Origin of the sequence: Aquirufa esocilacus (assembly GCF_042715595.1) — a bacterium.
Lineage (GTDB): Bacteria > Bacteroidota > Bacteroidia > Cytophagales > Spirosomataceae > Aquirufa > Aquirufa esocilacus.
Genome location: NZ_JBBKXX010000003.1, coordinates 308,358 through 332,588, shown reverse-complemented (window position 1 = coordinate 332,588; position 24,231 = coordinate 308,358). Strand labels below are relative to the sequence as shown.

The following is a 24,231-nucleotide window of genomic DNA, read 5'->3' as shown; positions in this document are numbered from 1 at the left end:
CCACGAACAAATCTTAACGCTTAGAGAATTGGAATCTCTTACGAGCTTTCGCACGTCCTGGTTTCTTACGCTCCACCATACGTGGGTCACGAGTTAAGAAGCCTTCTTTTTTCAAAGGAGAACGTAATTCAGCATCTTGCGTTTGAAGTGCACGTGAAATCGCCATACGAAGCGCTTCAGCTTGACCTTTGATTCCACCACCATCTACGTTAGCAGTTACATCAAAAGAACCTACTGTGTTCGTTAAAGCGAAAGGTTGATTAACAACAATCTGAAGAATTTCAGATGGGAAGTAATCAGCTAATACACGGCCGTTGATTTTAATCTGGCCTTTACCTGGTGTCATAGAAATACGAGCTACTGCCGTCTTTCTTCTACCGATTTTACTTGTTATTTCTGCCATTTTCTTAGTGTCCGTTAAAACTTAATTTCTTTTGGTTGTTGAGCTGCGTGAGGATGTTCTGATCCTGCATAAACGAATAGGTTGTTGAATAAAACACGACCTAAACGGTTTTTAGGTAACATACCTTTTACGGCTGATTCGACAACACCTCTTGGGTTTTTAGCTAAAACCTCACGTGGAGTTGCGAAACGTTGACCACCTGGGTAACCCGTGTGACGGATGTACACCTTGTCTGTCATTTTCTTACCAGTTAAGCGAATTTTGTCCGCGTTGATAACGATAACTTGATCGCCACAATCAACGTGTGGAGTGTAAGAAGGCTTGTGCTTTCCACGAATGATTTTCGCAATTTCAGAACAAACACGTCCCAAAACTTGATTTTCTGCATCTACAACAAACCAAGCTTTCTGTACAGTAGCTTTGTTTGCGGAGATGGTTTTGTAACTTAAAGTATCCACTTGTTTATAATTTAACTGTTTGAATCGTTTCCACCTAGACCACGGAATTTGTCTAAAGGAATTGATTATGACCTATTTTATCTTTCAAACGGGCATTCAATCGAAAAATGGGAGTGCAAATTTATAAAATCTTGATTTGATATGCAAGTGTCTAAAAGAAAATGTTTTAGAACAAAAAAAGGAGGCCTACAAGCCTCCTTTTTCACTACCTTTTTAGGTCAAATTATAAATCGCTCAAATCGAAGCTTTCCATGAAAGCCGTCGTGAATTGACCCGACTTAAACGTAGGATCATCCATCAACTTGATGTGGAAAGGAATCGTTGTTTTGATACCCTCAATCACGAATTCTTGCAAGGCACGCTTCATACGAAGTAATACTTCTTCCCGGCTTTGGCCTGAAACGATTACTTTCGCAATCATTGAATCGTAATTCGGTGGAATGGTATAGCCAGAATATACGTGAGAGTCAATACGAACTCCGTGGCCACCTGGAAGGTGAAGATTCGTGATCTTACCCGGTGATGGACGGAAACCGTTCGCTGGATCTTCCGCGTTAATACGGCATTCTAAGGCATATAATTTAGGGAAGTAGTTTTGGCCCGAAATCGCGATGCCCGCTGCTACCTTAATTTGCTCCTTAATTAAATCGAAATCCGTTACCTCTTCCGTGATCGGATGCTCTACTTGGATACGGGTATTCATCTCCATGAAGTAGAAATCTCCGTTTTTGTCCACTAAGAACTCGATCGTGCCCGCGCCTTCGTAACCGATGGCTGTAGCACCTGCGATCGCTGCCTCACCCATTTTCTTGCGCAATTCTTCTGAAAGGGCAGGGGATGGAGTTTCTTCGCACAATTTTTGGTGACGACGTTGAATCGAGCAATCGCGTTCTGATAAGTGACAAGCTTTGCCAAATTTATCTCCCACAATCTGAATCTCAATGTGACGAGGCTCTTCCACGAATTTCTCCATGTACATCGCATCGTTTCCAAAAGCCGCCGCTGATTCCATCTTCGCATCTTCCCATAGTTTGTCAAATTCTGACTCCTCCCGGATGATACGCATCCCGCGGCCACCACCACCAGCTGTCGCTTTGATGATTACCGGGTATTTGATGGCTTTCGCTAATTCTTTTGCTTCTTCTACGGTGTCGATCAAGCCGTCAGAACCCGGAATAACCGGAACACCTGCGCGCTTCATCGTCTCTTTCGCTGTCGCTTTGTCTCCCATCGAATTAATCATGTCTGCCGAAGCACCGATGAACTTAATCCCATGTTCTGAACAAATACGTGAGAATTCAGCATTCTCAGAAAGGAAGCCGTAACCCGGGTGAATCGCATCAGCTCCAGTCACTTCTGCAGCCGAAATAATCGCCGGGATACTCAAATAAGATTGTCTGCTGGGCGGAGGTCCGATACAAACGGCCTCATCCGCAAAGCGAACGTGTAAACTGTCGCGATCGGCGGTAGAGAAAACAGCCACCGTTTTGATGCCCATCTCCTTACAAGTCCGAATAATACGCAAGGCAATTTCCCCGCGATTCGCTATTAATATCTTTTTAAACATAGATTACGCTTTTTCAACCAAGAATAAAGGTTGATCAAATTCTACAGGACTTGCATTATCAACTAAGATTTTAACGATCTTTCCAGAGATCTCTGAATCGATTTCGTTAAATAATTTCATCGCTTCGATCACACAAACCGTTTTTCCTGGAGCGATTTCCGTTCCTACTTCTACGAAGTTATCTTTATCTGGACCTGGAGCACGGTAGAATGTACCGATCATAGGAGACTTAACGGTATATAAGTTATCTGCTACGGGTGCAGGTGCTGCTGGAACCGCTGGCGCCGCTGCTGCCGGAGCTGCCGCTACTGGAGCCGCTGCTGGTGCTGCAGAAACCACACTTACTACCGGTGCTGCTTCTCCGTGTTTCTTAACAGAAACTTTTAAACCTTCTGTTTCGATGCTAACCTCCGCTAAGGGAGATTTAGCGATATAATCGAGTAATCGTTGAATTTCTTTAGTATCCATTCTTTTTGTTAATTAAACGCTACAAAGGTAGCTAATTATTTTACACGCTCAGCGTATGAATAGGTTCTTGTATCTACTTTAATTACTTCATCTTGTTCGATGAAAATAGGCACGGTAATCGTTGCTCCTGTTTCTACCGTTGCTGGTTTCTTAGGGGAGTTAGCCGTATCGCCACGAACACCTGGCTCTGTGTACGTTACCTTTAATTCTACAAATGGAGGCAATTCACATGATAAAGCAGCATCGTTTTCCGTGTTGATCAAAATCTCTACTTCTTGTCCTTCTTTCATCAAATCAGCCATCACACATAAATTCTCATTTAATAGAATTTGCTCGAATGACTCTTGGTCCATAAAGTTAAAACCAAACTCATCCTTGAAGATGAATTGGAATTTTCTACGTTCTACACGTACTGGATAGATTGCCACGCCTGAGTTAAACGTGTTATCGATTACTTTCCCTGAAGTTAATGAACGTAATTTAGTCCGAACGAAAGCCGGGCCTTTTCCTGGTTTTACGTGAAGGAATTCAATGATCGAGTATAAGTCATCATTGTATTTAATCACCATCCCATTTTTAATGTCTGCTGTAGTTGCCATTTCTAATTATTTAGGGTCGTATGCCCATTTAACGTAAGCTGATCCCCATGTGAAACCTCCACCGAAGGCCGCTAAGATCAGATTATCTCCTTTTTTTAGTTTGTTTTCGTAATCCCAAAGACAAAGCGGAATTGTCGCCGCCGTCGTATTTCCATATTTCTGGATGTTCAACATCACCTTATCGTCACTCACACCCATGCGATTTGCTGTCGCATCAATAATACGTTTGTTCGCTTGGTGTGGAACTAAGTATTTAATATCGTCACCCGTCAAGTGATTGCGCTCCATGATTTCTGCCGAAACATCTGCCATACGCGTCACCGCAAATTTAAATACGGATTGACCCTCTTGGCGAATGTAATGCCATTTTGCTTCCACCGATTCTACCGTAGGAGGGTAGGCGCTACCGCCCCCTTTTTGCATTAAGGACTCACATCCTTCGCCATCCGATTTCAAGATAAAGTCTTGTACGCCTAAACCTTCTAAATTAGGTTCTAACATGACCGCTGCCGCTCCATCCCCAAAAAGAATGCACGTCGTACGATCCGTATAGTCCACAATCGAAGACATTTTGTCCGCACCTACTACGATGATTTTCTTGTAACGACCTGATTCAATGAAGGCAGTACCAGCACCTAAAGCATTTAAGAAACCAGAACAAGCTGCTGCTAAGTCAAAGGAAGCCGTTTCACGGATGCCTACTGCCTTGCAGATCAAGTTCGAAGCGGAAGGGAAAAAGTAATCTGGAGTTACCGTCGCGCAGATTAACATATCTACTTCTTCTGGCTTGGTATTGGTTTTCTTCAAGAGATCCTCTACCGCTTTGGCCCCCATAAAAGACGTTCCCAGGCCTTCGCCTTTCAAAATACGTCTTTCTTTGATGCCGGTGCGAGAAGTGATCCACTCGTCGTTCGTATCAATGATTTTTTCTAATTCTTGATTCGTCAGCACATAATCCGGTACATATCCTGCGACACCGGTGATGGCTGCACTTATTTTTTGGCTCATATTCATTATTGGTTCTCGATGGCGGCCTTAATCTTACCGCACACATCTGATTCTACAACGGATCTACAAAGTTTGATCATGTTTTTGATTGCCAAAGGACTAGACGCCCCGTGTGCAATAATCACATTCCCATTAATCCCGATGATCGGGCTACCGCCGTATTTTTCGTAATTCGTATTCTCCACAAAGTCATTCGTGATTCCCTGGTCTTTCATGATCTTGTAGATAGATTCCCCCATCTTCAAAATAATGTTTCCTGTAAATCCGTCCGTCACAATAACGTCTGCTTTGTTCTTGAAGAAGTCTTTTCCTTCTAAGTTTCCAATGAAGTTGATCTTCTTGTTCTCTTTTAAAAGGGCGTGTGTCGCTAGCGAAAGGATATTTCCTTTTTGCTCTTCCTCGCCTATGTTCATCAAGCCCACACGTGGTGCTTTCTTTCCCGTAGTAGCCTCAAAATACACTGAGCCTAAAACCGCAAATTGATCTAACATCTCTGGTTTGCAATCCGCATTCGCGCCAATATCCAGCATTAAAGCGTAGGTGCCGTCCTCTTGCGGAACGAAACCGGCTATCGCTGGGCGAGAAATTCCTTCGATGGTTTTTACAGAAAATAAAGAACCGACCATCATAGCGCCGGTATTTCCTGCAGAAGCAAAGACGTCAGCTTTGCCTTCTTTTAAAAGATGAAACCCAACTCCGATACTGGAATTGGGTTTTTGAGAAAGTGCCTTGGTCGGATGTTCACCCATTTCAATTACCTGATCCGCGTGAATGATGGCAATTTGCTTGCCTGCATACCCGTGTTTCGATAATAATTGCTCGATGGTGTCCTGTGGACCTACGGCTAATATAGTGTCGTCGTTTGAAAGACTAGATAACGCTAAAAGTATTCCTTCAATTACAGCTTCTGGGGCATAATCCCCGCCCATCACATCAACGGCTATTTTCATTTAATTATGTTTAATTACTAAAGCTTTTGGCAAAAATAGCATTAAATTTAGTCAAAAAATAGCATTTTAACGGGATTTTTTCAGTTTTACTGAAAAAACAGAGAAAAGCTGCAGTCTACCAGGGAATTACTTAACCGTGAATCCTTCTACGATCATTTTTCCTTTGTAGAACAAGTTACCTTCATGTACGTGAGCACGGTGATAAAGGTGAGTTTCGCCTGTTTGTGGATCAACTCCTAAATGTCTTGGAGTTCCGAAATCATGCGCTCTTCTTGTATCACGACGAGTTGTAGAGATTTTTCTTTTAGGATGTGCCATTGTATTGTTATTTATTAATTATTGTCTGTTAATTTTTTTAATGCTGCCCATCTTGGATCCATTTCTGGCTCCTGATCGGCTTTATTTTCGTCTTCTGGGTCTGTTGTATAAATCAACTCGCCGTCTACATTCTCGTCTAAAGGTTTCACAAACCGCGGGTGCAACTTTTTCATAGGCACCTGCAAGGCAATGAAATCAAACAAATCTTGCGATAAATCTAATTTAGGCGACTTTCTGTCTAACAAGAATAAGTTGTCTCCCATATCTTCATTGTGATCCGAATATTTATAAATAATCTTCTCATCAATGTGGATGGGGAATTCAAATTCCTCATTTGATCGATCGCAAATTAATTTCAAATGGCCATCGATAACCAGTTTCACCTGTATCATCGTAGCCGATTTATCTAACGTCGCTTTCGCGTTAAATTCGCCCTTTTGGACCCATTCCTGCTCGAAAGCAGCGAAAAATTCATCATTCCCAATGAAGGAATACGGGTATACTTTATCCTCTAAAGAAAGTATCGGTATCTGGTATGCTTCTAGGACGTTCATTTTCACTCTTGGGTAAAAAAGAATGCGAAATTACGAAAATATTCGAAAACAGCAATAGTAGCGCTGAACAAATTCGTAATTTCGAGGCATGAAGCATTGGAGTCCGGCTATAAAAGCATTTTTAGCAATCTTTATTTTTTACGAAGTACTCGGTTGGCTTTTCGTGGGTTCATTTGAACGTATTGATCAGCTTCAACTCATCAACGGAAATAACTCCTCTCTTGCTGACTTGGCCTTTCAAGCGCTGACTGCCACGGCTGAAGTCGTTCTACCCGTTTTGCTTTTGGTTTACTTGTTTCGTTTTCAGAAAGCTTACGCTTTGCCTTATGTGTATTCCTATGCCTTGTCTACTGGTTTGATTCAAGGATTAAAGCATCTGGTGTTTACGGACGCGCTGCGACCTTTAGCCTTTTTTGCTGGTTCCGGTGTGAAATGGCACCTCATTCCCGGACTTCTAATCAGCGAATACAATTCAATGCCATCTGGTCATACAGGGGCTGCCTTTTTTATGTTTTTCTGGGTGGCGGTGCTGTTGCGTCGCTGGTTCTGGGGAGCGCTGGCTGGCTTAATGGCCGTGGGCGTTGCTTATTCCAGAGTCTATTTATTTCAACATTTTCCAGTGGATACCCTCGTGGGGGCGGCCATCGGAGTAGGCTCATCGGCCTTATTTTATTCGATCCACTATGCTAAAAGCAGTTCAAAGTAAACCTTACCTTTTCTGGGCCCTCGTGGGAGCGGCAGTTTATATTCCTTTTTTAGGGTCGACACATCTATTCGATTGGGATGAGGTGAACTTTGCGGAGTCTGCCCGGGAGATGATCGTGACGGGGGATTTTTTAAGCGTACAAATTAATTTTCAACCCTTCTGGGAGAAGCCACCTTTGTTCCTTTGGTTACAGGCTTTGAGTTTTATGGCCTTTGATTCGTTCTCAGGTCAATCAGACATTTCGATGGAATTTGCCGCGCGTTTTCCCAATGCGATCATTGGGATTGCCACCCTTTGGTCACTGTATGCGATAGGGAAGAAGACCTGGGGCGCGAATTTTGGGAACCTTTGGGCATTTTCTTATCTGGTCGCGATTACACCGCATGTGTATGCGAGTTCCGGGATTATCGATCCGCTTTTCAATTTGTTGATTTTTTTAGGGGTTTATTTCTTTTCGGAATTTTTTCAGGATGCGACGCGTTTCAGAAATGTCATATTTGCCGGTATTGCCATTGGTTTAGCCTTGTTGACCAAAGGTCCCGCGGCATTGCTCCTTTGGGCATTAACCCTCTTTTTTGTAGGGATTTTGTACCGTTCGAGAGTAAATGGCCGCTTGTTCACCGGTGCGGTTGTTGCAGGATTGATCTCTGTATTTTTCTTTGTGGCTTGGTATGGTTTGATTGCCTATAAATTCGGCTGGCAGATCATTGAGGATTTCTTTACCTACCAGGTACGCTTGATGACCACGGGGGATGCAGGGCATGGTCAGCCCTTTTATTACCACTTTATCGTCTTGTTGATTGGATGTTTCCCGGTGTCGATTTGGGCGGGGGCTCGTTTGTTTCGTTGGAAGCGCGAGGAATTGGACTTTTCGAACTGGATGAAAGTTTTGTTTTGGGTGGTTTTAATTCTATTTAGTATAGTGAAGACGAAAATTGTGCACTATTCCTCTATGTGTTGGATCCCGTTGACTTATTTCTCTGCGGTGGTACTGCAAGAATGGCAGGCAGGTGGATTTCGCTTTAATTGGAAATACAACACGGCGATAGGCTTTGTGGGTTTATTATTAGCGACGGTGTTGACTGCGGTTCCATTCATTGGCCAAAACGCGGGCCTCATTTCTCCCTACATTAAGGACGTATTCGTGCAAGGGAATTTACAAGCACCCGTATATTGGGCGGGTTGGGAGTTTTTGATCGGCTTGGTATTTGCTGTAGCCGTGATCTATTACCTGTTCACAAAGAAATTACATACCTTAATGGCAGCTTCGCTAGTGACTATTATGGCTTATATGGCGATAGTTGTGCCTAAAATTGAGGGATATACGCAGGCGACCGTGATTGATTTTTATATCGCAAAGATGGGCCAAAAAGTCTACATCGAGCCCGTAGGTTTCAAGTCCTACGCTCAACTATTGTATTTTCAAAAGCCCGCAGGAAGTCCCGCGGGCGATGAATTATTGGCGGCGAAAAAGCTGGATAGACCGGCTTATTTCATCCTGAAAGCAGATGCAGAAGATAAGTTTAAATACCATCCGAACTTGATCTTACTAAAAGAAGAGAATGGATTCCTCTTCTACAAGCATCGCTAATTAAACTCCTGGGAAGAAGAATGCTCCTTCGATGGCTGCATTCTCGTCTGAATCAGATCCGTGAATGGCATTAGCCTCCAGAGATTTGGCAAATTGCTTACGAATAGTTCCTTCTGCTGCTTCAGCTGGATTCGTGGAACCGATGAAAGTGCGGAAATCAGTTACCGCGTTTTCTTTCTCCAAAATCATCGGGATAATCTCGCTCTTCGACATATAGTCGCATAGGCTTTGATAAAAAGGACGCTCGCTGTGAACAGCATAAAATTGACCCGCTTGCTCTGGGCTCATTTTTAATTTCGTGATGGCCACAATTTTGTAACCAGCCTTTTCGATTTGTTGAATGATGGGACCTGTGTGACCGTCTGCGACCGCATCCGGCTTAATCATAGTGAAAGTTCTATTTGTTGACATGGGTATAATTTTGAACAAATTTATCTCTAACTTTGCGTTTGCCCAAATTTATTTCCGGCAAGCCCCATTTTATGACCTCCATTTCTGAGTTAAAAGCCTTACTTATTCCCGGCACAAAAGCTGTGATTGCCGCCCATTATAATCCGGATTCGGATGCAATTGGTTCGACTCTTGCTTTTCAAGGGTATTTAGCGAAAAAAGGCATTCAGGCGACAGTGGCAGTGCCCTCATCTGTAGCTGCAAACCTACAATGGATGCCCGGGGCGGCGGATATCTTGACTTACGATGAGCTTCTTCATAAGGTGCAAATCGATGCGCTGGTGGAAGACGCTGATTTTATTTTCTGTCTCGATTTTTCAGGCATTCAAAGGCTGCACAATATGGCACCGGTGGTGCGTAAGTCGAGGGCTAAAAAGGTGGTCATTGATCACCACTTGGATCCGGAAGACTTTGGTGACTATTATTACCACCGAACGATTGCGGCGTCTACCTGTGAGTTAATCTACGATTTAATCTTGGAGTGGGGCGATGAAAATCTGTTGGATCCAGCGATCGGATCTTGTTTGTATTCCGGCATTATGACGGATACCGGCTCTTTTCGTCACCCGAATACGACCGCTCATGTGCATACGGTGGTAGCAGCTTTGATTGAATTAGGGGTGAATACCAATGAGGTGCACCGCAAAGTATTTGACTCGTCTAGTATCGATCGGTTGAAGTTTATTGGTCATGTGTTGGGCCAAAGAATGGAGTATTTGTCTGAGTATCACTTAGCTTTCCTGTGGATTACAGCGGAGGATTTAACAAAATTTAATTCCCAAGCCGGAGACACGGAGGGTATCGTAAATTATGGCTTGCAAATCTCGGGATGTGTTTGGTCTATCCTAATGATAGAGCGTCCAGATGGCGTAAAGCTATCATTTAGATCCATTGAACCTTTTGCCGTGAATAAATTTGCATCCACTTATTTTGAGGGCGGAGGACATAAAAATGCGTCCGGAGGACGTTTTTCTGGGGGAAGTTTAGAAGAGGCGAAGAAAAAACTAATGGAAGTGTTACCTTTGTACCTTTCTGAAATAAATCGAGTTAAAAATTTATAAATTCAAAATCATGCGTAAACAACTAGCAGTAATTTTAGTAGCGGCAATGGCACTAGCTTCGTGTAACAATGTCGAAGTAATTGACGGAGTTAAAATCCAAAAACACGAACATGATGATAGCGCCGCTAAATTAAAAGAGGGTGACATCATTACGTTTGATTTAGTGATCAAAAACGATGCCGATTCAACCATTAAAGATTCTCGTAAGGAGGGCAAACCATTACAAGATTTAGTTCCTCCAGCTGCACCGGCAGGCGCATTTAAAGGGTCATTTGAGAATGGCTTACGTCTATTGTCGGTTGGTGATAGCGCAACTATCTTCGTTCCGGTAGATAGCTTGTTCAAAGATGCAAACCAACCCGTTCCTCCATTCTTGAAGCGCGGTACAGATGTTCGTTTCATTGTAAAGATCAAAAAATCTCAATCTCGTGCAGAATTCGAAAAAGAGATGACGAAATTATCAGCTGAGCAAACAGGCAAAGACGCGAAATTAATCGAGGCTTATGTGGCAAGCTCAGGTAAGCAATTTACGAAGACGTCTACCGGTTTATATGCTTCGATCTCAAATCCAGGAGCTGGCGAAAGCCCTCAAATGGGAGAGTCATGGGTAGTTAATTACATCGGAACGTTCTTAGATGGAAAAGAATTTGACAAAGGGGCTGGTGTAGCAATGCCTCCAGTAGGTCAATTAGTTCCAGGTTTCAATGAAGCGTTAATGTTGTTGAAAAAAGGAGGTAAAGGTACTTTTGTGATCCCATCAGCGTTAGGCTATGGTGCACAAGGAGCAGCTCCACGAATCCCTGCAAATGCTATTTTAGTATTTGAATTAGAAGTATTGTCTAAGAAATAATTGAATGAAAGTTTTAGGATTCCTATTTATTGCCCTTTTTACGTTTTCATGTCTCTCTGATATAGTATTAGAAGATGATTTGAAAGCGAAAGAAAATCAAACACAGATTTTAGCCTATTTTGCTGGTCAAAATCAAACACCAGCTGCCTTGTCTGATGGGGGCTATTATTTTGTGACTAAATCGAATCCAACGGGGGAATTAGCGTCTAAAGGCGACTCGCTATATGTGCATTATGAGTTCTCTAACCTGGTGACAGGGAAAGTACTAGATAGCACAAATCGGGCGACTAATTCTCCTTATTTTTTACGTTACGGCAACGGTAATCCTGTTTTTGTTTCTTTGCTGACAGCACTGAAAGAGGGGGAGGAAGCCACTTTGGTGATTCCTGGCACGGCTCAGGCTTTCCCAGACTTGCCGGCCTACACGCCCATGAAAGTTAAAATTAAGTCGTATGTGGTAAGAACACAGGATGATTTAATCCGGGATTATATCACCCGCAATGGCTTTACCGTAACGGATACGCAAACTGACGGTCTTCGTTACATACGTTTGCAGGCTGGAACTGGTGATATTCCAGCTCAAGGAAAAGTAGTTAAAATTAAATACACGGGTCGTTTCTTAAGTTCGAAAGCTTTTGATGGCAACATGGCTCGCACAGACAGTCTGAGCGTGACCATCGGAGGAACGCAAACGGTTCCAGGTTTCCAAATGGGAATTGAGAAAATGCGTTTAGGCGAGAAAGCGGTTATTGTGTTTCCGTCTGCACTAGGTTATGGAGCGAATGGGAACAGCAGTATTCCGGGGTATACGCCTTTAAGTTTCGAAATCTACGTGGCTAAAATTGAATAAGCATGTTGAAGTATCTAGTTTTATTTTTCGCGTTAGCGGTAGCTATATCAAGTTGTTCTGTAGAAAATCCTGTTGAACAGGAGGTTTCTAAGAATAATACAGATATTCAAAACTATTTAAAGCAACGTAATCTAACCTATCAAAGTACGGCAGATGGTATGTATTATTCCATCACTTCAGCCGGTGCAACCACAGCTCCATCCGTAGCTGATTTAGTTACTTTACATTATAAATTGACATTGTTAGATGGGACCTTGGTTGATTCGACCTCTAAGGTCGCCAATCAATCGAAGTCCATTGTATTCGGTGTCTCGCAGAGTTTGTTCACCTTGCCGGTTTCGTTCATGAAAGCAGGTGATAAAGGGACTTTTTTGTTGCCATCCTCTCTAGCGTTTGGGGCTAATACATTCGGGAATGTGCCTGCTTATGCCGTTATAAAAGCGGAAGTAGAAGTAGTTTCCATTAAGAACCAAGCGGATCAAATTACGGCGATGCAAACCACTTATGGATTTACAACACCTGAAAAAACCACTTCAGGCTTAGTTTTTCAAAAGACGGTAGAAAATCCAACGGGAGCAGCCATCGTGACTGGCCAATTAGTGAAAGTGAATTATACTGGTCGTTTAGGCTATGGATATATTCAAACGGATGCGTCCAATAAGGTTGTATATGATTCCAAATTCGGTTCAGGCACCTTGTCTTTCAATGCAGGCGCTGGACAGTTAATTCCGGGATTTGAGGAAGCGGCTTTAAAATTAAAGGTGGGTGAAAAAGGCAAAGCTATTTTACCGCATACACTTGCTTATGGTGCCGCTGGTAATTCCTCGATTCCAGGTTACTCTCCCTTGTATTTTGAGATCGAAGTAGTTTCCGCTCAATAGTGCTCCCCATTCTTTATTTAGCCACTCAAAACAAGCACAAAGTCGAAGAACTTCGTGCGTTGCTGGAGAATCACTTTACGGTACGGGATTTGAGTTCTTTGGCACTCACAGAAGAGATTCCTGAAACAGGAGCAACTTTGACGGAGAACTCTCTCCAAAAAGCCCGATATATCGCGGAGAAATTCCAAGTATCTTGTTTAGCAGATGATTCAGGACTCGAAGTGGAGGCATTAGGTGGAGAACCTGGCGTCTATTCTGCCCGTTATGCGGGAGAGCCTAAAGACGATCAAGCGAATCTCCAATTACTTTTACACAACCTACAGGGAAACACAAATCGAAACGCCCGTTTTGTTACGGTATTGACGTATTTCGATCATAGTTCATACTATTCTTTCGAGGGAGAGATTCAAGGTACGATTGTGAAATCGCCACGGGGTACTCAAGGCTTTGGTTATGATCCGGTTTTTCAGCCCGAAATGGAGTCGCGTACTTTCGCCGAAATGACCTTGGCAGAGAAGAATAAAATCGCCCATCGGGCACGTGCTTTGGAGAAATTCAAAAACTTCTTAGACGAAACACAGAAATGTGCCGACGTATAGCGAATTATTCGCTTAGCTTGCTATTTTTGTAACGTTTGCAAATAAAAAACCCTCCATGAAATTGAAATTCAGCATTTTGCTGGCCATTTTCTTATACTTAACGGTTTTCCAGTCTAGTGGTCAATTTGTGATCAAAGGACGTGTGTCGGACGCAAAGAATGGTGACCCAATTCCTTTTGCTTCCGTAGGACTTGTGGGGGTTAGCCAAGGCGCCACCACAAACTTCCAAGGGGAGTTTACCCTTAATTCAAAATATTCTGCTGATAGTCTTTTTGCCTCGTTTGTAGGCTATAAAAAGCGTGTAAAGAAAATCACACGGGGGGCTAATTTACAAGAAGTTGACTTTCAGTTAGAGCCTACGGGCCGCGAAATGGCGGAGGTGATTGTGTATTCGGGTGAAAATCCAGCATTCAAAATCTTGCGCGGAGTGATTCGTAACCGCGAAAAGAATGATCGTTCTAAGTTAACAGCCTATGAATATGACTCCTATGCGAAGATGGAGTTGGATGTTGATAATATCTCCGAAAAATTCAAAGAAAAAAAGGTGATGAAAGACATCGCTCAGGCGATTAAGAAATTTGAAAAAATAGCTGGAGAAGATGGTAAGCTGATCATTCCTACCTATATCTCGGAGTCAGTAGGTAAGTTTTATTATTTAGAAAGTCCGCAACGTAAAAAGGAAACAATCACTAAGACCAACATTAAGGGTGTGGGGGTCAAAGATGGTTCTTTAATTTCACAGTTAGTAGGAGGGAATTTAGTGGCGAATTATAATTTCTACCAGAACTACGTGGGCTTTTTTGGCAAAGACTTTGCTAGTCCCATCGGGGAAAATTGGAAAGGAAATTATAGCTATTTTCTAGGTGACACCGTGAATGTGGATGGTCATGTTTGTTACCAATTGGATTTTGATCCTAAGAATCCAATGGATTTGGTATTTAGAGGGCAAATGTGGATTGATACGACTTCGCTAGCGCTAGTTCAAATCGATGCAGCGGTTGACAAAGGAGCAAATTTAAACTTCATCGATAAGATTAAGATTTCACAAGAATTAGAACAAACGAGTTCGGGTGCTTGGTTGCCCGCGCGTACCCGATTCCTGATTGACTTAGAAGAAATTACGAAAGGAAGCGCCGGGATGTTATTGAAGATGTATATCTCTAACAAAGATTTCGTGGTCAATAAACCGCGCGAATTGGGCTTTTATGATTTAACTACAGAGGTCGCGGAAGATGCGATGCAGCCCAATCCTGAATTTTGGAAGTATGCTCGTCACGAACCTTTGAGTACACAAGATTTAATGGCATCTGCCTTGATTGATTCTGTACAAAATCTCCCTATAGTTCGAACCTATGTGGAGATCGCGGAAATTATTCTAAGTGGATACAAGAAATTTAATGACATCGAGGTGGGGCCTTATGTGTCTAGTTTTGCTGTCAATAAAATTGAAGGTGCTCGTTTTCGCCTGGGTTTTAGAACGAATGCAAACTTTGATAAACACTGGATTTTAAGAGGAAATGTGGGTTTTGGGACGAAAGATCTAGTCCCTAAGTATGCAGCTGAAGTGAATTACCTATTCTCGAAAAAGAAATGGACCGTCGCTGGTATTCGACATTCTTATGACATCGAGCGAGTGGGTCTAACTCCTGAGTTGATTGGGGACAATAAATTATTTTACTCTTTTACTCGTTGGGGAGCCTTTTCTGGGGCGTTCTTTAGGAGGGAATCGGAAGCCTTTTTCTCGTCGGAATTATTCAAAGGTCTGACGGTAACCACCTCCTTGAATACACGTTCTTTTGATCCCTTATTCCGTTTTCAATACCGATTAAATCCAGAGTTGGGGCGTGCGTCCGCGGTGCAGGATTATTACCAAGAGACTTTTGCGACCGTGGAACTTCGATTCGCGAAGAATGAGACATTCATCATGAATGGAAATGAGCGGATTACTTTAGCTACGAAGCGAATTCCGGTGATAACCCTTAAATACCAGCATGGGTTTAAAGGCTTTTTAGGAGGAGATTTTACTTATGATCGAGTTACTTTAAAAGCGCACCAAACGTTCCGTTTAGGTACCTTAGGGCGCTCAGATTATACTTTTACTGCCGGTTATACCCCCTCTAATTTACCGGCGCCACTCTTGTTTCCTCATTTAGGTAATGAAACGTTCTTCTTTGTGCGGTCCGCTTATTCAACGATGAATTATTTTGAATTCGTCAGCGACCAATATGCGTCCCTCCAATACAATCATAATTTTGAGGGATTATTGTTTAACCGCATTCCCTTGATCAAAAAATTAAAATGGCGTTTCATTGCTTCTGGTAATATTTTAATGGGAAGTCAGCGTACGGCGAACCGTGAAATTATGAAAGATGTGAATAGTCCTTTACGTTCGAAATTCTTAGATCAATATTCGTTTGATTCTTTGGACCCCAACAAGCCATTTGCGGAAGTGGGCTACGGTATTGATAATATTTTTAAAATTTTACGCGTACAGGCCTTTCATCGATTGACCTATTTAGATCATGGTAATCCTCAGCGATTTAGGTTGATGGCCTCGGTTAATTTCTCTTTTTAGAACATTCCAAAGACAAAAGTTTAAACATTTCAAGAATGTTTTTGCTGTATTTGATTTCATAAAATTGGAGCCCTATATTTACAAGGTTACAACCATTCTATTATGCTTTTAATTCTCGTAGGTCTATCATTATTAAGTTACCTGTTAGGGTCTATCCCGACGGCAATTTGGTATGGTGATCGCTACCACGGGATTGATATTCGCGAACATGGGAGTGGTAATGCAGGTGCAACCAACACCTTTCGTGTCTTAGGTAAAAAGGCGGGTTCGATCGTTTTGTTTGTGGATGCCTTAAAAGGCTTTGCCGCAGCTAGTTTAGCCACCGTTTTATATTCTTTCGGTTTAGTGGATTGGCAAACCTGTGTAACGCTGAAAATCTTGTTTGGATTCTTAGCTATCATTGGCCATCTTCTGCCCGTTTTTTGTGATTTCAAAGGGGGCAAAGGGGTTGCAACGACCTTAGGGATGGTTATCGCCTTACATCCGCAGGCAGCTTTAGTGAGTAGTTTGGTATTTTTGCTCGTATTTGCCATCTCACATTATGTTTCTTTAGGTTCGATGGTAACCTCTTTAGTTTTTCCTCTATTGCTTCAATTTGGGGTGTTTGGGAAAGAATTACCCATTTTGATTTATTTCGGATTTATCATTTCCTTTTTAGTGATCTTTACGCACCGTAAAAATATCGGTCGAATCATTTCAGGAACCGAAAATCGGATGTATCTTATTCCTCGAAAAGGACGTTTATAGCCTTTCTATCTTCATTTATTATGCAATCAACACACGAATTTATTGCCGCTCACAAGGATCGGTTTTTGGCGGAGCTTTTGGACTTATTACGTATTCCTTCGATTTCGGCGGATCCGGCTTATGCAGGTGACGTACGCAAGGCGGCGGAATGGGTAGCTAACAATTTGCGCGCTGCTGGAGCAGACCACGTTCGATTAGAAGAAACACCAGGTTACCCAATTGTCTATGGAGAGAAAATGGTGGATCCGTCTGCGCCTACTGTTTTAGTCTATGGTCATTATGATGTGCAGCCAGCAGATCCGTTGGACCTGTGGGATAATCCTCCTTTTGAACCGGTCATTAAAGAGGAGGTCATTTACGCACGTGGTGCTTGTGATGATAAAGGGCAGGTTTTTATGCATTTGAAAGCATTTGAAGCTATGCTAGCCTCTGGTAATTTGACGTGTAATGTGAAGTTCATGATCGAGGGTGAGGAAGAAGTGGGCTCTGATAATTTAGGCAATTTTGTCGCGGCGAATAAAGAGCTACTGAAAGCAGATGTTATTTTGATCTCAGATACCGCTATTATTGCGAACGATATTCCGTCCATCGATGTGGGATTACGTGGATTGAGTTATATGGAAGTGGAAGTGCATGGTCCTAACCGCGATTTGCACTCCGGTGTTTATGGCGGTGCAGTGGCGAATCCGATTAATATTTTATGCCAAATGATTTCCTCGATGCATGATGAATTCAATCACATCACCATTCCTGGATTTTACGATGGGGTTCTAGAGGTAAGCGCGGCTGATAGAGCAGCGATGGCACAGACCCCTTTTGATTTAGAAGCTTACCAAAAAGATTTAGGCATCGATACCGTTTATGGGGAAAAAGGATTCACGACGATAGAACGTGCCTCCATTCGCCCAACGCTAGATGTCAACGGAATTTGGGGAGGATATACAGGAGAGGGAGCCAAGACGGTATTGCCTTCAAAGGCGTATGCTAAAATCTCAATGCGCTTGGTGCCTAATCAATCTTCGGCTGAAATTACGCGTCTATTTACGGAACACTTTAAAGCGATTGCGCCTAAGGGAGTGAAGGTGAAAGTGACTGCTCACCACGGTGGAGAGGGTTATTTGATGCCTACAGACAGCCTTGCTTTCCAGGCGGCTTCAGAGGCAATGACGACCACTTTTGGGAAAGAACCCGTGCCTACAAGAGGTGGCGGTAGTATTCCGATTGTGGCCTTGTTCGAAAAAGAATTAGGGATTAAGTCTATTTTGATGGGTTTTGGCCTAGATTCTGATGCAATTCATTCTCCTAATGAGCATTATGGTCTATTTAATTTTTACAAAGGGATAGAGACGATTCCTCATTTCTTTAAAAACTTCGCGTCATTATCGAAATAATATGTCTGAAAATTTAAGTGCTTTAGCAACAGAATCTACCTCTACGTATGACAACCTAGAGCAACAAACGGTAGATACGATCTTGCGTCAAATCAACGCGGAGGATAAAACGGTTCCTTTGGCCGTCGAAAAAGTCATTCCAGCGATTGAAGCTTTAGTGCACGAAATCGTTAAGCGAATGAAGCAAGGCGGTCGTCTGTTTTATATCGGTGCTGGAACTTCTGGTCGCTTAGGCGTAGTCGATGCATCTGAATGCCCACCTACTTATGGAGTGCCGCATGACTGGGTTATCGGATTGATTGCTGGTGGCGATTCAGCCATTCGCAAGGCAGTAGAGAATGCGGAGGATGATGAGAAACAGGCTTGGCTGGATATGGAAGCTTATGGTATCGACGAACTAGATACCGTGGTAGGAATCGCAGCTTCTGGACGAACGCCTTATGTAATCGGAGGTTTACGTGATGCAAACGCACGTGGTATATTAACGGGATGCATTGTCTGCAACGCTGGGAGTTCCGTGGCTGCTGAAGCGAAGTTCCCTATTGAAGTGGTGGTAGGTCCTGAATATGTTACAGGAAGTACTCGAATGAAATCTGGGACAGCCCAAAAACTCGTTTTGAACATGCTATCCACCGCCGTGATGATCCAATTAGGTCGTGTAAGAGGAAACAAAATGGTGGATATGCAGTTAAGTAATCACAAATTAGTCTTGCGTGCAATTCGTATGGTTCGAGAAGCAACAGGCGTTAGTGATGAGGTGGCAGCAGACCTTTTAGAAAAACACGGCAGCGTACGAAATGCAGTAGATGCAATTCAAGCAAAATAAATTGGGATAATAACGCTTTAATCCCTTAATTTGTATCATAATTAATCAAATACCTCGTATGAAAAACATATCAAAACTTATTTTAACATTTGTGTTCGGAACAATGGCTTTTGGCTTTCAAGCAAAAGCAGAAGATTTTCCTGCAGACATCAAGCCTTTAATGACTAAATATACTTGCTTCGCTTGTCACAAAGTAGACGCTCGTTTAGTGGGTCCAGCTTACAAAGATGTAGCTAAGAAGAAATATTCAGTAGATAAAATTGTTGCTTTAATCGCAAAGCCACAACCAGCTAACTGGCCAGGTTACCCTCCAATGGCACCTATGACAGTACCTAAAGAGGACGCAGTTAAATTAGCGAAGTATATCAACTCGTTGAAATAATTGAGCTAAACAGATAAAAAAAGCCCTCGAGAAAATCGAGGGCTTTTTTGTTTTATAAAGCTTTCAGCATCCAGATGTCACATCCATCGTGACCACTGTTTCCCAACGGATGATCAAGTGGAGCGAATCCTACTTTTTCATAAATGGAAACGGCCTTTTTTAATTCTGGCATCGATTCCAGGTAGACATGCGTATAGCCATTTTCTTTTGCCCAGCTCATCGATTGCTCCATCAATTGTTTACCTAATCCGGTTCCTCTTGCTTCTTTCGCTACATAGAGCTTAACAAGTTCGCAGGTACCTTGAGGTAAATTTTCCGTGGGGAAAATTCCGCATCCGCCCACGACTTTCTCGTCTCGAATGGCTACGTAATAAAACGACCCGGTTGTTCGGAATAATTCGTACAAGGCATCCGTAGTCGGATCAAAATAGACCGTACCCGGCTTATTCGCCCCAAATTCCGCTAAAGCCGTACGAATTACTTTCGCCAGTGCTTCATTATCTCCGGATTCAATGGGCCGAATCTGCATATTGATTATTTTGCGGCTTTCTTCGCGGCTGGTTTTTTCTCTGCTTTTTCAGCTGGGGCTTTCTCTGCCTTTGGTGCTTTTTCTGCTTTTGTAGCTGCTGGGAATAATTCTGGCGTATTAGCTACCAAAATCAAATACCAGCTTAAGATTTTTTTGATGTCTGACGCGAATACGCGGTCTGTATCGTAGTTAGGAACTACAGTTGCTAAGGTGCTAAATAATTCAGCATCACTTGCTTTTTTTGCCTCGATAGGTAAAACGCCATTGAATTTAGCGTGGATTTGTAAGAACAAATCAGCTAATGGTAAAGTGCTATCTTGGTGATCATCTAAATACAAAGAGATGTCCTTTAAAACTGAGATACGTGTTTGACCACCTACCACTGATTTTTGTTTCGCAGCGTCCAAAGTCTCCACAATCACACCTGTCCGCGTAGGTTTTAATACTTTGTACAATCCACTTTTTCCCGAGATATGGGCAACTTCATTCAATAAATCCATGTTTTTTCGCTTGTTATGGGGGCAAAATTAGTACTATTTCCCTATTCTGTAAGGGGATGTTTGAATTAATTCATCGATGGACTTCAAAATATCCTCGCGACCTACGTGCTTTTCCGCCGAAGTAATGAACAAAGGAGGAAGTTCATCCCACATTTCTAATAGGAAGTTTTTGTATAAGTCCACACTTTCGTTCACTTGCTTTTGAGATAACTTATCAGCTTTCGTAAATACGAGATAAAACGGAATTTCATCCTCCACCATACGGCTCATGAACTCAATATCCACCGCCTGAGGCTTCAAACGAATATCAACTAACACAAACAAGCAGGTCAAATTCTCCCGATGAATTAAATAATCAAAGATCATTTTCTCAAACTCCTTGCGTTTTTCCTTGCTGACTTTTGCAAAACCATAACCCGGTAAATCCACTAAATACCACTTCTCATCAATAATGAAGTGATTAATCAATTGCGTTTTTCCAGGAGTTTGAGATGTTTTCGCTAAACCTTTATGAAAGGTTAATGAATTTATCAAAGATGATTTTCCCACATTCGAACGGCCAATAAAGGCAAATTCAGGAAATCTTGCTGGAGGGCAATTCTTAAAGTCGGTGTTACTGGTAACGAATTTAGCGTTAATCTGAGCCATGGGGCGGGTGATGATGAGGTACAAAGGTAAGGAAAATAGTCCGAAGGGAAAGAGTCCGATGGGAGGGAGTCCGAAGTCCGGAGTAGATTAGTTAGAAGTCCAAAGTAGATTATCAGATTATTGATACGATAGATATCCTAAAAATCGTTTAGGAAATAAACTATATGCGAGTTTCTAGGTTTGAGGATCTACTTGTTTGGCAAAAATCAATTAATCAATCTCTTTTAATATATAGATATTATGCAAAAAATCTAGATTGGGGATTTAAAAATCAAATTCAAAGAGCCTCAGTTTCTATAGCTAATAATATTGCAGAGGGGTTTGATCGAAGTTCAGACAAAGAGTTTAAAAGATTTTTATTTATTGCGTTAGGTTCAGCAAGTGAAGTGCGGTCGATGAATTATTTAGGCTTTAAATTGAACTATATTTCAATCGAAGAATATAATGAATGAAATAATCAATTAATTGAAATTTCAAAAATGTTAAATGGTCTATCGCGGTCGCTAAACCGGAACGAAATAAAGTATCTCTAATTCCCTTCGGACTCCGGACTCTTTCCCTTCGGACTCCGGACTCTTTCCCTTCGGACTCCGGACTCTTTCCCTTCGGACTCTTCCCCTTCGGACTTTTTCCCTCCGGACTCTTTCCCTTCGGACTATTTTACCTTAACTTTGTGTCAGATATGGAAAAACTACAAAACGATCTTCTTCTTCGTGCCGCGCAGGGTTTGCCTGTGGAGCGAATCCCGGTTTGGGTGATGCGTCAGGCGGGGAGGATTTTACCTGAATATAGAGCGGTGCGTGCGAAAGCAGGTTCTTTTATTGGTCTAGCGACGCATCCAGAAATGGCGGCGGAGGTGACGATTCAGCCGGTGACGCGTTTTGGGGTGGATGCGGCGATAATCTTTTCTGATATTTTGGTGGTGCCGGAGGCGATGGGTTTGCCCTACGTGATGGAGGAGCAAAAGGGTCCGGTTTTTCCGGAGGTGATTCGGTCGAAAGCGGATTTGGCGAAGATTAGGGATGCAAATCCGGAAGAGGATTTGAAATATGTATTAGATGCGATTAAGATCGTGAAAAAGGAGTTGGCTGGTAAGGTACCTTTGATTGGTTTTGCCGGCGCGCCTTTCACGATTTTCTGTTATATGGTCGAGGGGAAAGGGTCGAAGACGTTTTCGCAGGCCAAAAAGATGTTATATGCTGAGCCTGAGTTAGCGCATGCTTTGTTGCAAAAGATTACGGATTCTACGATTTCGTATTTGAAAGCACAGGTCGCGGCTGGGGCTAATTTAGTTCAGATTTTTGATTCATGGGCGGGGATTTTGTCTCCTGCGCAATATTCGGTGTTTTCAACTCCTTATTTAAAGCAAATTTGTGATGCGGTGACGGAAGTTCCGGTGACGCTTTTTGCCAAAGGCGCATTCTTCGCTCGCGAGGAAATGGCGGCACTTAATTGTGCGACCATTGGTTTGGACTGGAATATGGATATCGCGGAATCACGTCGATTAGTAGGTCCTAACAAGACTTTACAAGGAAATTTAGACCCTTGTGCTTTGTATGGCGACTTTAAGACAGTAGAAGCGGAGACTAAAAAGATGATTGATCAATTTGGGACGCAGCGTTATATTGCGAACCTAGGTCATGGGGTTTATCCCGACATTGACCCAGACAAGGTTCAGTGCTTCGTGGATACGATTCAGAATTATCAAGCATAAAAAAAGCCCTGAGAGATCAGGGCTTTTTCTTTTATAGACTAAAATCTTATTTCGCTGAATAGTTAGGCGCTTCTTTCGAGATGCTCACATCGTGTGGGTGACTTTCTTTCACACCGGCTGAAGTGATTTTCACGAACTTCGCTTGTTGCATCGCTTCGATGGAAGAAGCTCCGCAGTAGCCCATGCCGGCTTTTAGTCCACCGACCATTTGGTATAAGATCTCCGTCACCGAACCTTTGAAAGGTACGCGACCTACGATTCCTTCTGGAACTAATTTTTTGATATCGTCTTCCGCATCTTGGAAATAGCGGTCTTTCGATCCGTCTTCCATAGCTTCTAAGGAGCCCATTCCGCGGTATGATTTGAATTTACGTCCTTCCAAAATAATCATCTCACCTGGTGCCTCGTCCGTTCCGGCTAAAAGAGAACCGATCATGACGGTGCTAGCGCCGCCTGCAATGGCTTTGGCCACATCACCTGAATAACGGATACCGCCGTCAGCAATGACTGGGACATCGTATTTTTGTAAAGCTTTGGCCGCTTCATACACCGCCGTCAATTGTGGCATACCCACACCGGCGATAATACGCGTCGTACAAATACTTCCTGGGCCTACACCCACTTTCACCGCATCCGCTCCCGCTTCTGCTAAAGCAACGGCTGCTTCACCTGTCGCGATGTTACCTACGATCACATCCAACGTAGGGAATGCTTTCTTCACTGATTTCAAGGCATCGATGACGCCTTTCGAGTGACCATGAGCCGTATCAATACTGATAACGTCGACGCCCACTTGTACTAGGGCTTGCACGCGGTCTAATAAATCTGGCGTTACACCCACCGCTGCACCTACGCGAAGACGACCTAGTGGATCTTTCGATGCCAAAGGATGAGACTTGCGCTTCAATATATCTTTATAAGTAATCAATCCGATCAATTTGCCATTCTTGTCGATGATCGGTAATTTTTCAATTTTGTATTCTTGCAAAATGCTTTCGGCCTCTTCCATGCTGATTCCTTCTTTGGCCGTAATCAAATTGTCTTTCGTCATGATCTCTCTAACTGGACGAGCGGTTTGCTTTTGGAAACGTAAATCACGGTTCGTCAAAATGCCCACTAATTTTCCGTCATTATCGATCACAGGGATGCCACCGATCTTGAATTCCTTCATGATTCGTTGTGCATCTCCTAAAGTAGAGTTGTCTTTCAAGGTCACCGGATCGATGATCATGCCTGATTCAGAACGCTTTACCTTCCGAACTTGAGCGGCTTGCTGTGCAATCGTCATGTTCTTATGGATGATCCCGATGCCACCTTCTTGCGCTAAAGCGATCGCTAAATCAGCTTCCGTAACGGTGTCCATCGCCGCAGAAACAATCGGAATGTTTAACCAAATGTTGCGCGTAAGGCGTGAGGAAGTACTTACTTCACGGGGTAAAACCTCGGAATAAGCGGGAAGCAAAAGTACGTCATCGTACGTTAAGGCTTCGAAAAGAAATTTAGTGGAATCAAGCATAGCAAATAATTTGTACCGGGTGTTGAATGAGTGCCCTTATTTGCAGGACAAAATTACACGAAATTTCTTAAATAATTCAATCCTTTTCTG

General features: G+C 42.8%; 28 protein-coding genes. 14 read left to right on the top strand and 14 right to left on the bottom strand.

The window, feature by feature from the left end:
• Positions 1-13: 13 nt before the first annotated feature.
• The 9 genes from rpsI to SKC37_RS10030 form a co-directional block, all read right to left on the bottom strand.
• Positions 14-403 carry a 30S ribosomal protein S9 gene (gene rpsI / locus SKC37_RS10070; protein ID WP_130895016.1) on the bottom strand — a complete coding sequence of 130 codons (390 nt, stop codon included), beginning with the start codon at positions 401-403 and terminating at the stop codon, positions 14-16.
• Between the two features lie 14 nt (positions 404-417).
• Positions 418-861, bottom strand: coding sequence for a 50S ribosomal protein L13 (rplM, locus tag SKC37_RS10065; RefSeq protein ID WP_377979181.1), 444 nt, complete (start codon positions 859-861; stop codon positions 418-420).
• Positions 862-1,084: 223 nt separating this feature from the next.
• Entirely contained in the window at positions 1,085-2,428 is a 1,344-nt protein-coding gene (accC, locus tag SKC37_RS10060) for an acetyl-CoA carboxylase biotin carboxylase subunit (protein WP_377981347.1), read from the bottom strand.
• 3 nt (positions 2,429-2,431) lie between these two features.
• The gene (gene accB, locus SKC37_RS10055) at positions 2,432-2,896 is read right to left on the bottom strand and encodes an acetyl-CoA carboxylase biotin carboxyl carrier protein (RefSeq protein ID WP_377981346.1); all 465 of its coding nucleotides are present in this window, start codon (positions 2,894-2,896) and stop codon (positions 2,432-2,434) included.
• A 35-nt stretch (positions 2,897-2,931) separates the two neighbouring features.
• A complete protein-coding gene (efp, locus tag SKC37_RS10050) occupies positions 2,932-3,495 on the bottom strand; it encodes an elongation factor P (RefSeq protein WP_377981345.1) in 564 nt (187 codons plus the stop codon).
• A 6-nt stretch (positions 3,496-3,501) separates the two neighbouring features.
• On the bottom strand, positions 3,502-4,503 hold the full coding sequence (locus tag SKC37_RS10045; protein ID WP_377981344.1) for a beta-ketoacyl-ACP synthase III: 1,002 nt from the start codon (positions 4,501-4,503) through the stop codon (positions 3,502-3,504).
• A gap of 5 nt (positions 4,504-4,508) precedes the next feature.
• Positions 4,509-5,453 (bottom strand): phosphate acyltransferase PlsX, encoded by a 945-nt coding sequence (gene plsX / locus SKC37_RS10040; protein WP_377981343.1) that lies wholly within the window; start codon positions 5,451-5,453, stop codon positions 4,509-4,511.
• 126 nt (positions 5,454-5,579) lie between these two features.
• The gene (rpmF, locus tag SKC37_RS10035; protein WP_377979187.1) at positions 5,580-5,771 is read right to left on the bottom strand and encodes a 50S ribosomal protein L32; all 192 of its coding nucleotides are present in this window, start codon (positions 5,769-5,771) and stop codon (positions 5,580-5,582) included.
• Between the two features lie 14 nt (positions 5,772-5,785).
• Positions 5,786-6,325 (bottom strand): YceD family protein, encoded by a 540-nt coding sequence (locus SKC37_RS10030; RefSeq protein WP_377981342.1) that lies wholly within the window; start codon positions 6,323-6,325, stop codon positions 5,786-5,788.
• An 88-nt stretch (positions 6,326-6,413) separates the two neighbouring features.
• Between SKC37_RS10030 and SKC37_RS10025 the strand changes: the two genes are divergently transcribed.
• Complete coding sequence (locus SKC37_RS10025; RefSeq protein ID WP_377981341.1) at positions 6,414-7,031, top strand: phosphatase PAP2 family protein; 618 nt, start codon at positions 6,414-6,416, stop codon at positions 7,029-7,031.
• The gene (locus SKC37_RS10020) at positions 7,009-8,622 is read left to right on the top strand and encodes an ArnT family glycosyltransferase (protein WP_377981340.1); all 1,614 of its coding nucleotides are present in this window, start codon (positions 7,009-7,011) and stop codon (positions 8,620-8,622) included. Before SKC37_RS10025 ends, SKC37_RS10020 begins: the two co-directional genes overlap by 23 nt.
• Here SKC37_RS10020 and SKC37_RS10015 read toward each other — a convergent pair whose 3' ends face one another.
• Entirely contained in the window at positions 8,623-9,033 is a 411-nt protein-coding gene (locus SKC37_RS10015; protein WP_377981339.1) for a nucleoside-diphosphate kinase, read from the bottom strand.
• A gap of 71 nt (positions 9,034-9,104) precedes the next feature.
• On the opposite strand from SKC37_RS10015, the gene SKC37_RS10010 reads away from it, so the two are divergent.
• The 10 genes from SKC37_RS10010 (at position 9,105) to SKC37_RS09965 (ending at position 19,234) form a co-directional block, all read left to right on the top strand.
• Entirely contained in the window at positions 9,105-10,133 is a 1,029-nt protein-coding gene (locus tag SKC37_RS10010) for a DHH family phosphoesterase (RefSeq protein ID WP_377981338.1), read from the top strand.
• Between the two features lie 10 nt (positions 10,134-10,143).
• The gene (locus tag SKC37_RS10005; RefSeq protein ID WP_377981337.1) at positions 10,144-10,983 is read left to right on the top strand and encodes an FKBP-type peptidyl-prolyl cis-trans isomerase; all 840 of its coding nucleotides are present in this window, start codon (positions 10,144-10,146) and stop codon (positions 10,981-10,983) included.
• Positions 10,984-10,987: 4 nt separating this feature from the next.
• Entirely contained in the window at positions 10,988-11,833 is an 846-nt protein-coding gene (locus SKC37_RS10000) for an FKBP-type peptidyl-prolyl cis-trans isomerase (protein WP_377981336.1), read from the top strand.
• Between the two features lie 2 nt (positions 11,834-11,835).
• Complete coding sequence (locus SKC37_RS09995) at positions 11,836-12,714, top strand: FKBP-type peptidyl-prolyl cis-trans isomerase (protein WP_377981335.1); 879 nt, start codon at positions 11,836-11,838, stop codon at positions 12,712-12,714.
• Entirely contained in the window at positions 12,714-13,313 is a 600-nt protein-coding gene (gene rdgB / locus SKC37_RS09990) for an RdgB/HAM1 family non-canonical purine NTP pyrophosphatase (RefSeq protein ID WP_377981334.1), read from the top strand. The genes SKC37_RS09995 and rdgB overlap by 1 nt, the downstream gene beginning before the upstream one ends.
• 55 nt (positions 13,314-13,368) lie before the next feature.
• The gene (locus SKC37_RS09985) at positions 13,369-15,888 is read left to right on the top strand and encodes a DUF5686 and carboxypeptidase-like regulatory domain-containing protein (RefSeq protein WP_377981333.1); all 2,520 of its coding nucleotides are present in this window, start codon (positions 13,369-13,371) and stop codon (positions 15,886-15,888) included.
• Between the two features lie 102 nt (positions 15,889-15,990).
• Positions 15,991-16,635 carry a glycerol-3-phosphate 1-O-acyltransferase PlsY gene (gene plsY, locus SKC37_RS09980; RefSeq protein WP_377981332.1) on the top strand — a complete coding sequence of 215 codons (645 nt, stop codon included), beginning with the start codon at positions 15,991-15,993 and terminating at the stop codon, positions 16,633-16,635.
• A gap of 20 nt (positions 16,636-16,655) precedes the next feature.
• Positions 16,656-18,026 carry a dipeptidase gene (locus SKC37_RS09975; protein WP_377981331.1) on the top strand — a complete coding sequence of 457 codons (1,371 nt, stop codon included), beginning with the start codon at positions 16,656-16,658 and terminating at the stop codon, positions 18,024-18,026.
• A 1-nt stretch (position 18,027) separates the two neighbouring features.
• A complete protein-coding gene (gene murQ, locus SKC37_RS09970; protein ID WP_377981330.1) occupies positions 18,028-18,852 on the top strand; it encodes an N-acetylmuramic acid 6-phosphate etherase in 825 nt (274 codons plus the stop codon).
• Positions 18,853-18,910: 58 nt separating this feature from the next.
• Entirely contained in the window at positions 18,911-19,234 is a 324-nt protein-coding gene (locus SKC37_RS09965) for a c-type cytochrome (protein WP_377981329.1), read from the top strand.
• A gap of 52 nt (positions 19,235-19,286) precedes the next feature.
• Here the strand turns inward: SKC37_RS09965 and SKC37_RS09960 are convergent, their stop codons facing one another.
• Genes SKC37_RS09960 through yihA form a run of 3 tightly spaced genes read right to left on the bottom strand, consistent with a single transcriptional unit; the run spans position 19,287 to position 20,911 of the window.
• Positions 19,287-19,763 carry a GNAT family N-acetyltransferase gene (locus SKC37_RS09960; RefSeq protein ID WP_377981328.1) on the bottom strand — a complete coding sequence of 159 codons (477 nt, stop codon included), beginning with the start codon at positions 19,761-19,763 and terminating at the stop codon, positions 19,287-19,289.
• 5 nt (positions 19,764-19,768) lie between these two features.
• Positions 19,769-20,263, bottom strand: coding sequence for a DUF5606 family protein (locus SKC37_RS09955; RefSeq protein WP_377981327.1), 495 nt, complete (start codon positions 20,261-20,263; stop codon positions 19,769-19,771).
• Positions 20,264-20,296: 33 nt separating this feature from the next.
• Positions 20,297-20,911: a ribosome biogenesis GTP-binding protein YihA/YsxC gene (gene yihA / locus SKC37_RS09950; RefSeq protein WP_377981326.1), complete on the bottom strand. Its 615-nt coding sequence runs from the start codon at positions 20,909-20,911 to the stop codon at positions 20,297-20,299.
• A gap of 164 nt (positions 20,912-21,075) precedes the next feature.
• Between yihA and SKC37_RS09945 the strand changes: the two genes are divergently transcribed.
• Both SKC37_RS09945 and hemE read left to right on the top strand, forming a co-directional pair.
• Positions 21,076-21,363 (top strand): four helix bundle protein, encoded by a 288-nt coding sequence (locus SKC37_RS09945; protein ID WP_377981325.1) that lies wholly within the window; start codon positions 21,076-21,078, stop codon positions 21,361-21,363.
• Between the two features lie 230 nt (positions 21,364-21,593).
• Positions 21,594-22,625: a uroporphyrinogen decarboxylase gene (gene hemE / locus SKC37_RS09940; protein WP_377981324.1), complete on the top strand. Its 1,032-nt coding sequence runs from the start codon at positions 21,594-21,596 to the stop codon at positions 22,623-22,625.
• Between the two features lie 46 nt (positions 22,626-22,671).
• Here the strand turns inward: hemE and guaB are convergent, their stop codons facing one another.
• Complete coding sequence (guaB, locus tag SKC37_RS09935; protein ID WP_130895041.1) at positions 22,672-24,141, bottom strand: IMP dehydrogenase; 1,470 nt, start codon at positions 24,139-24,141, stop codon at positions 22,672-22,674.
• Positions 24,142-24,231: the final 90 nt, after the last annotated feature.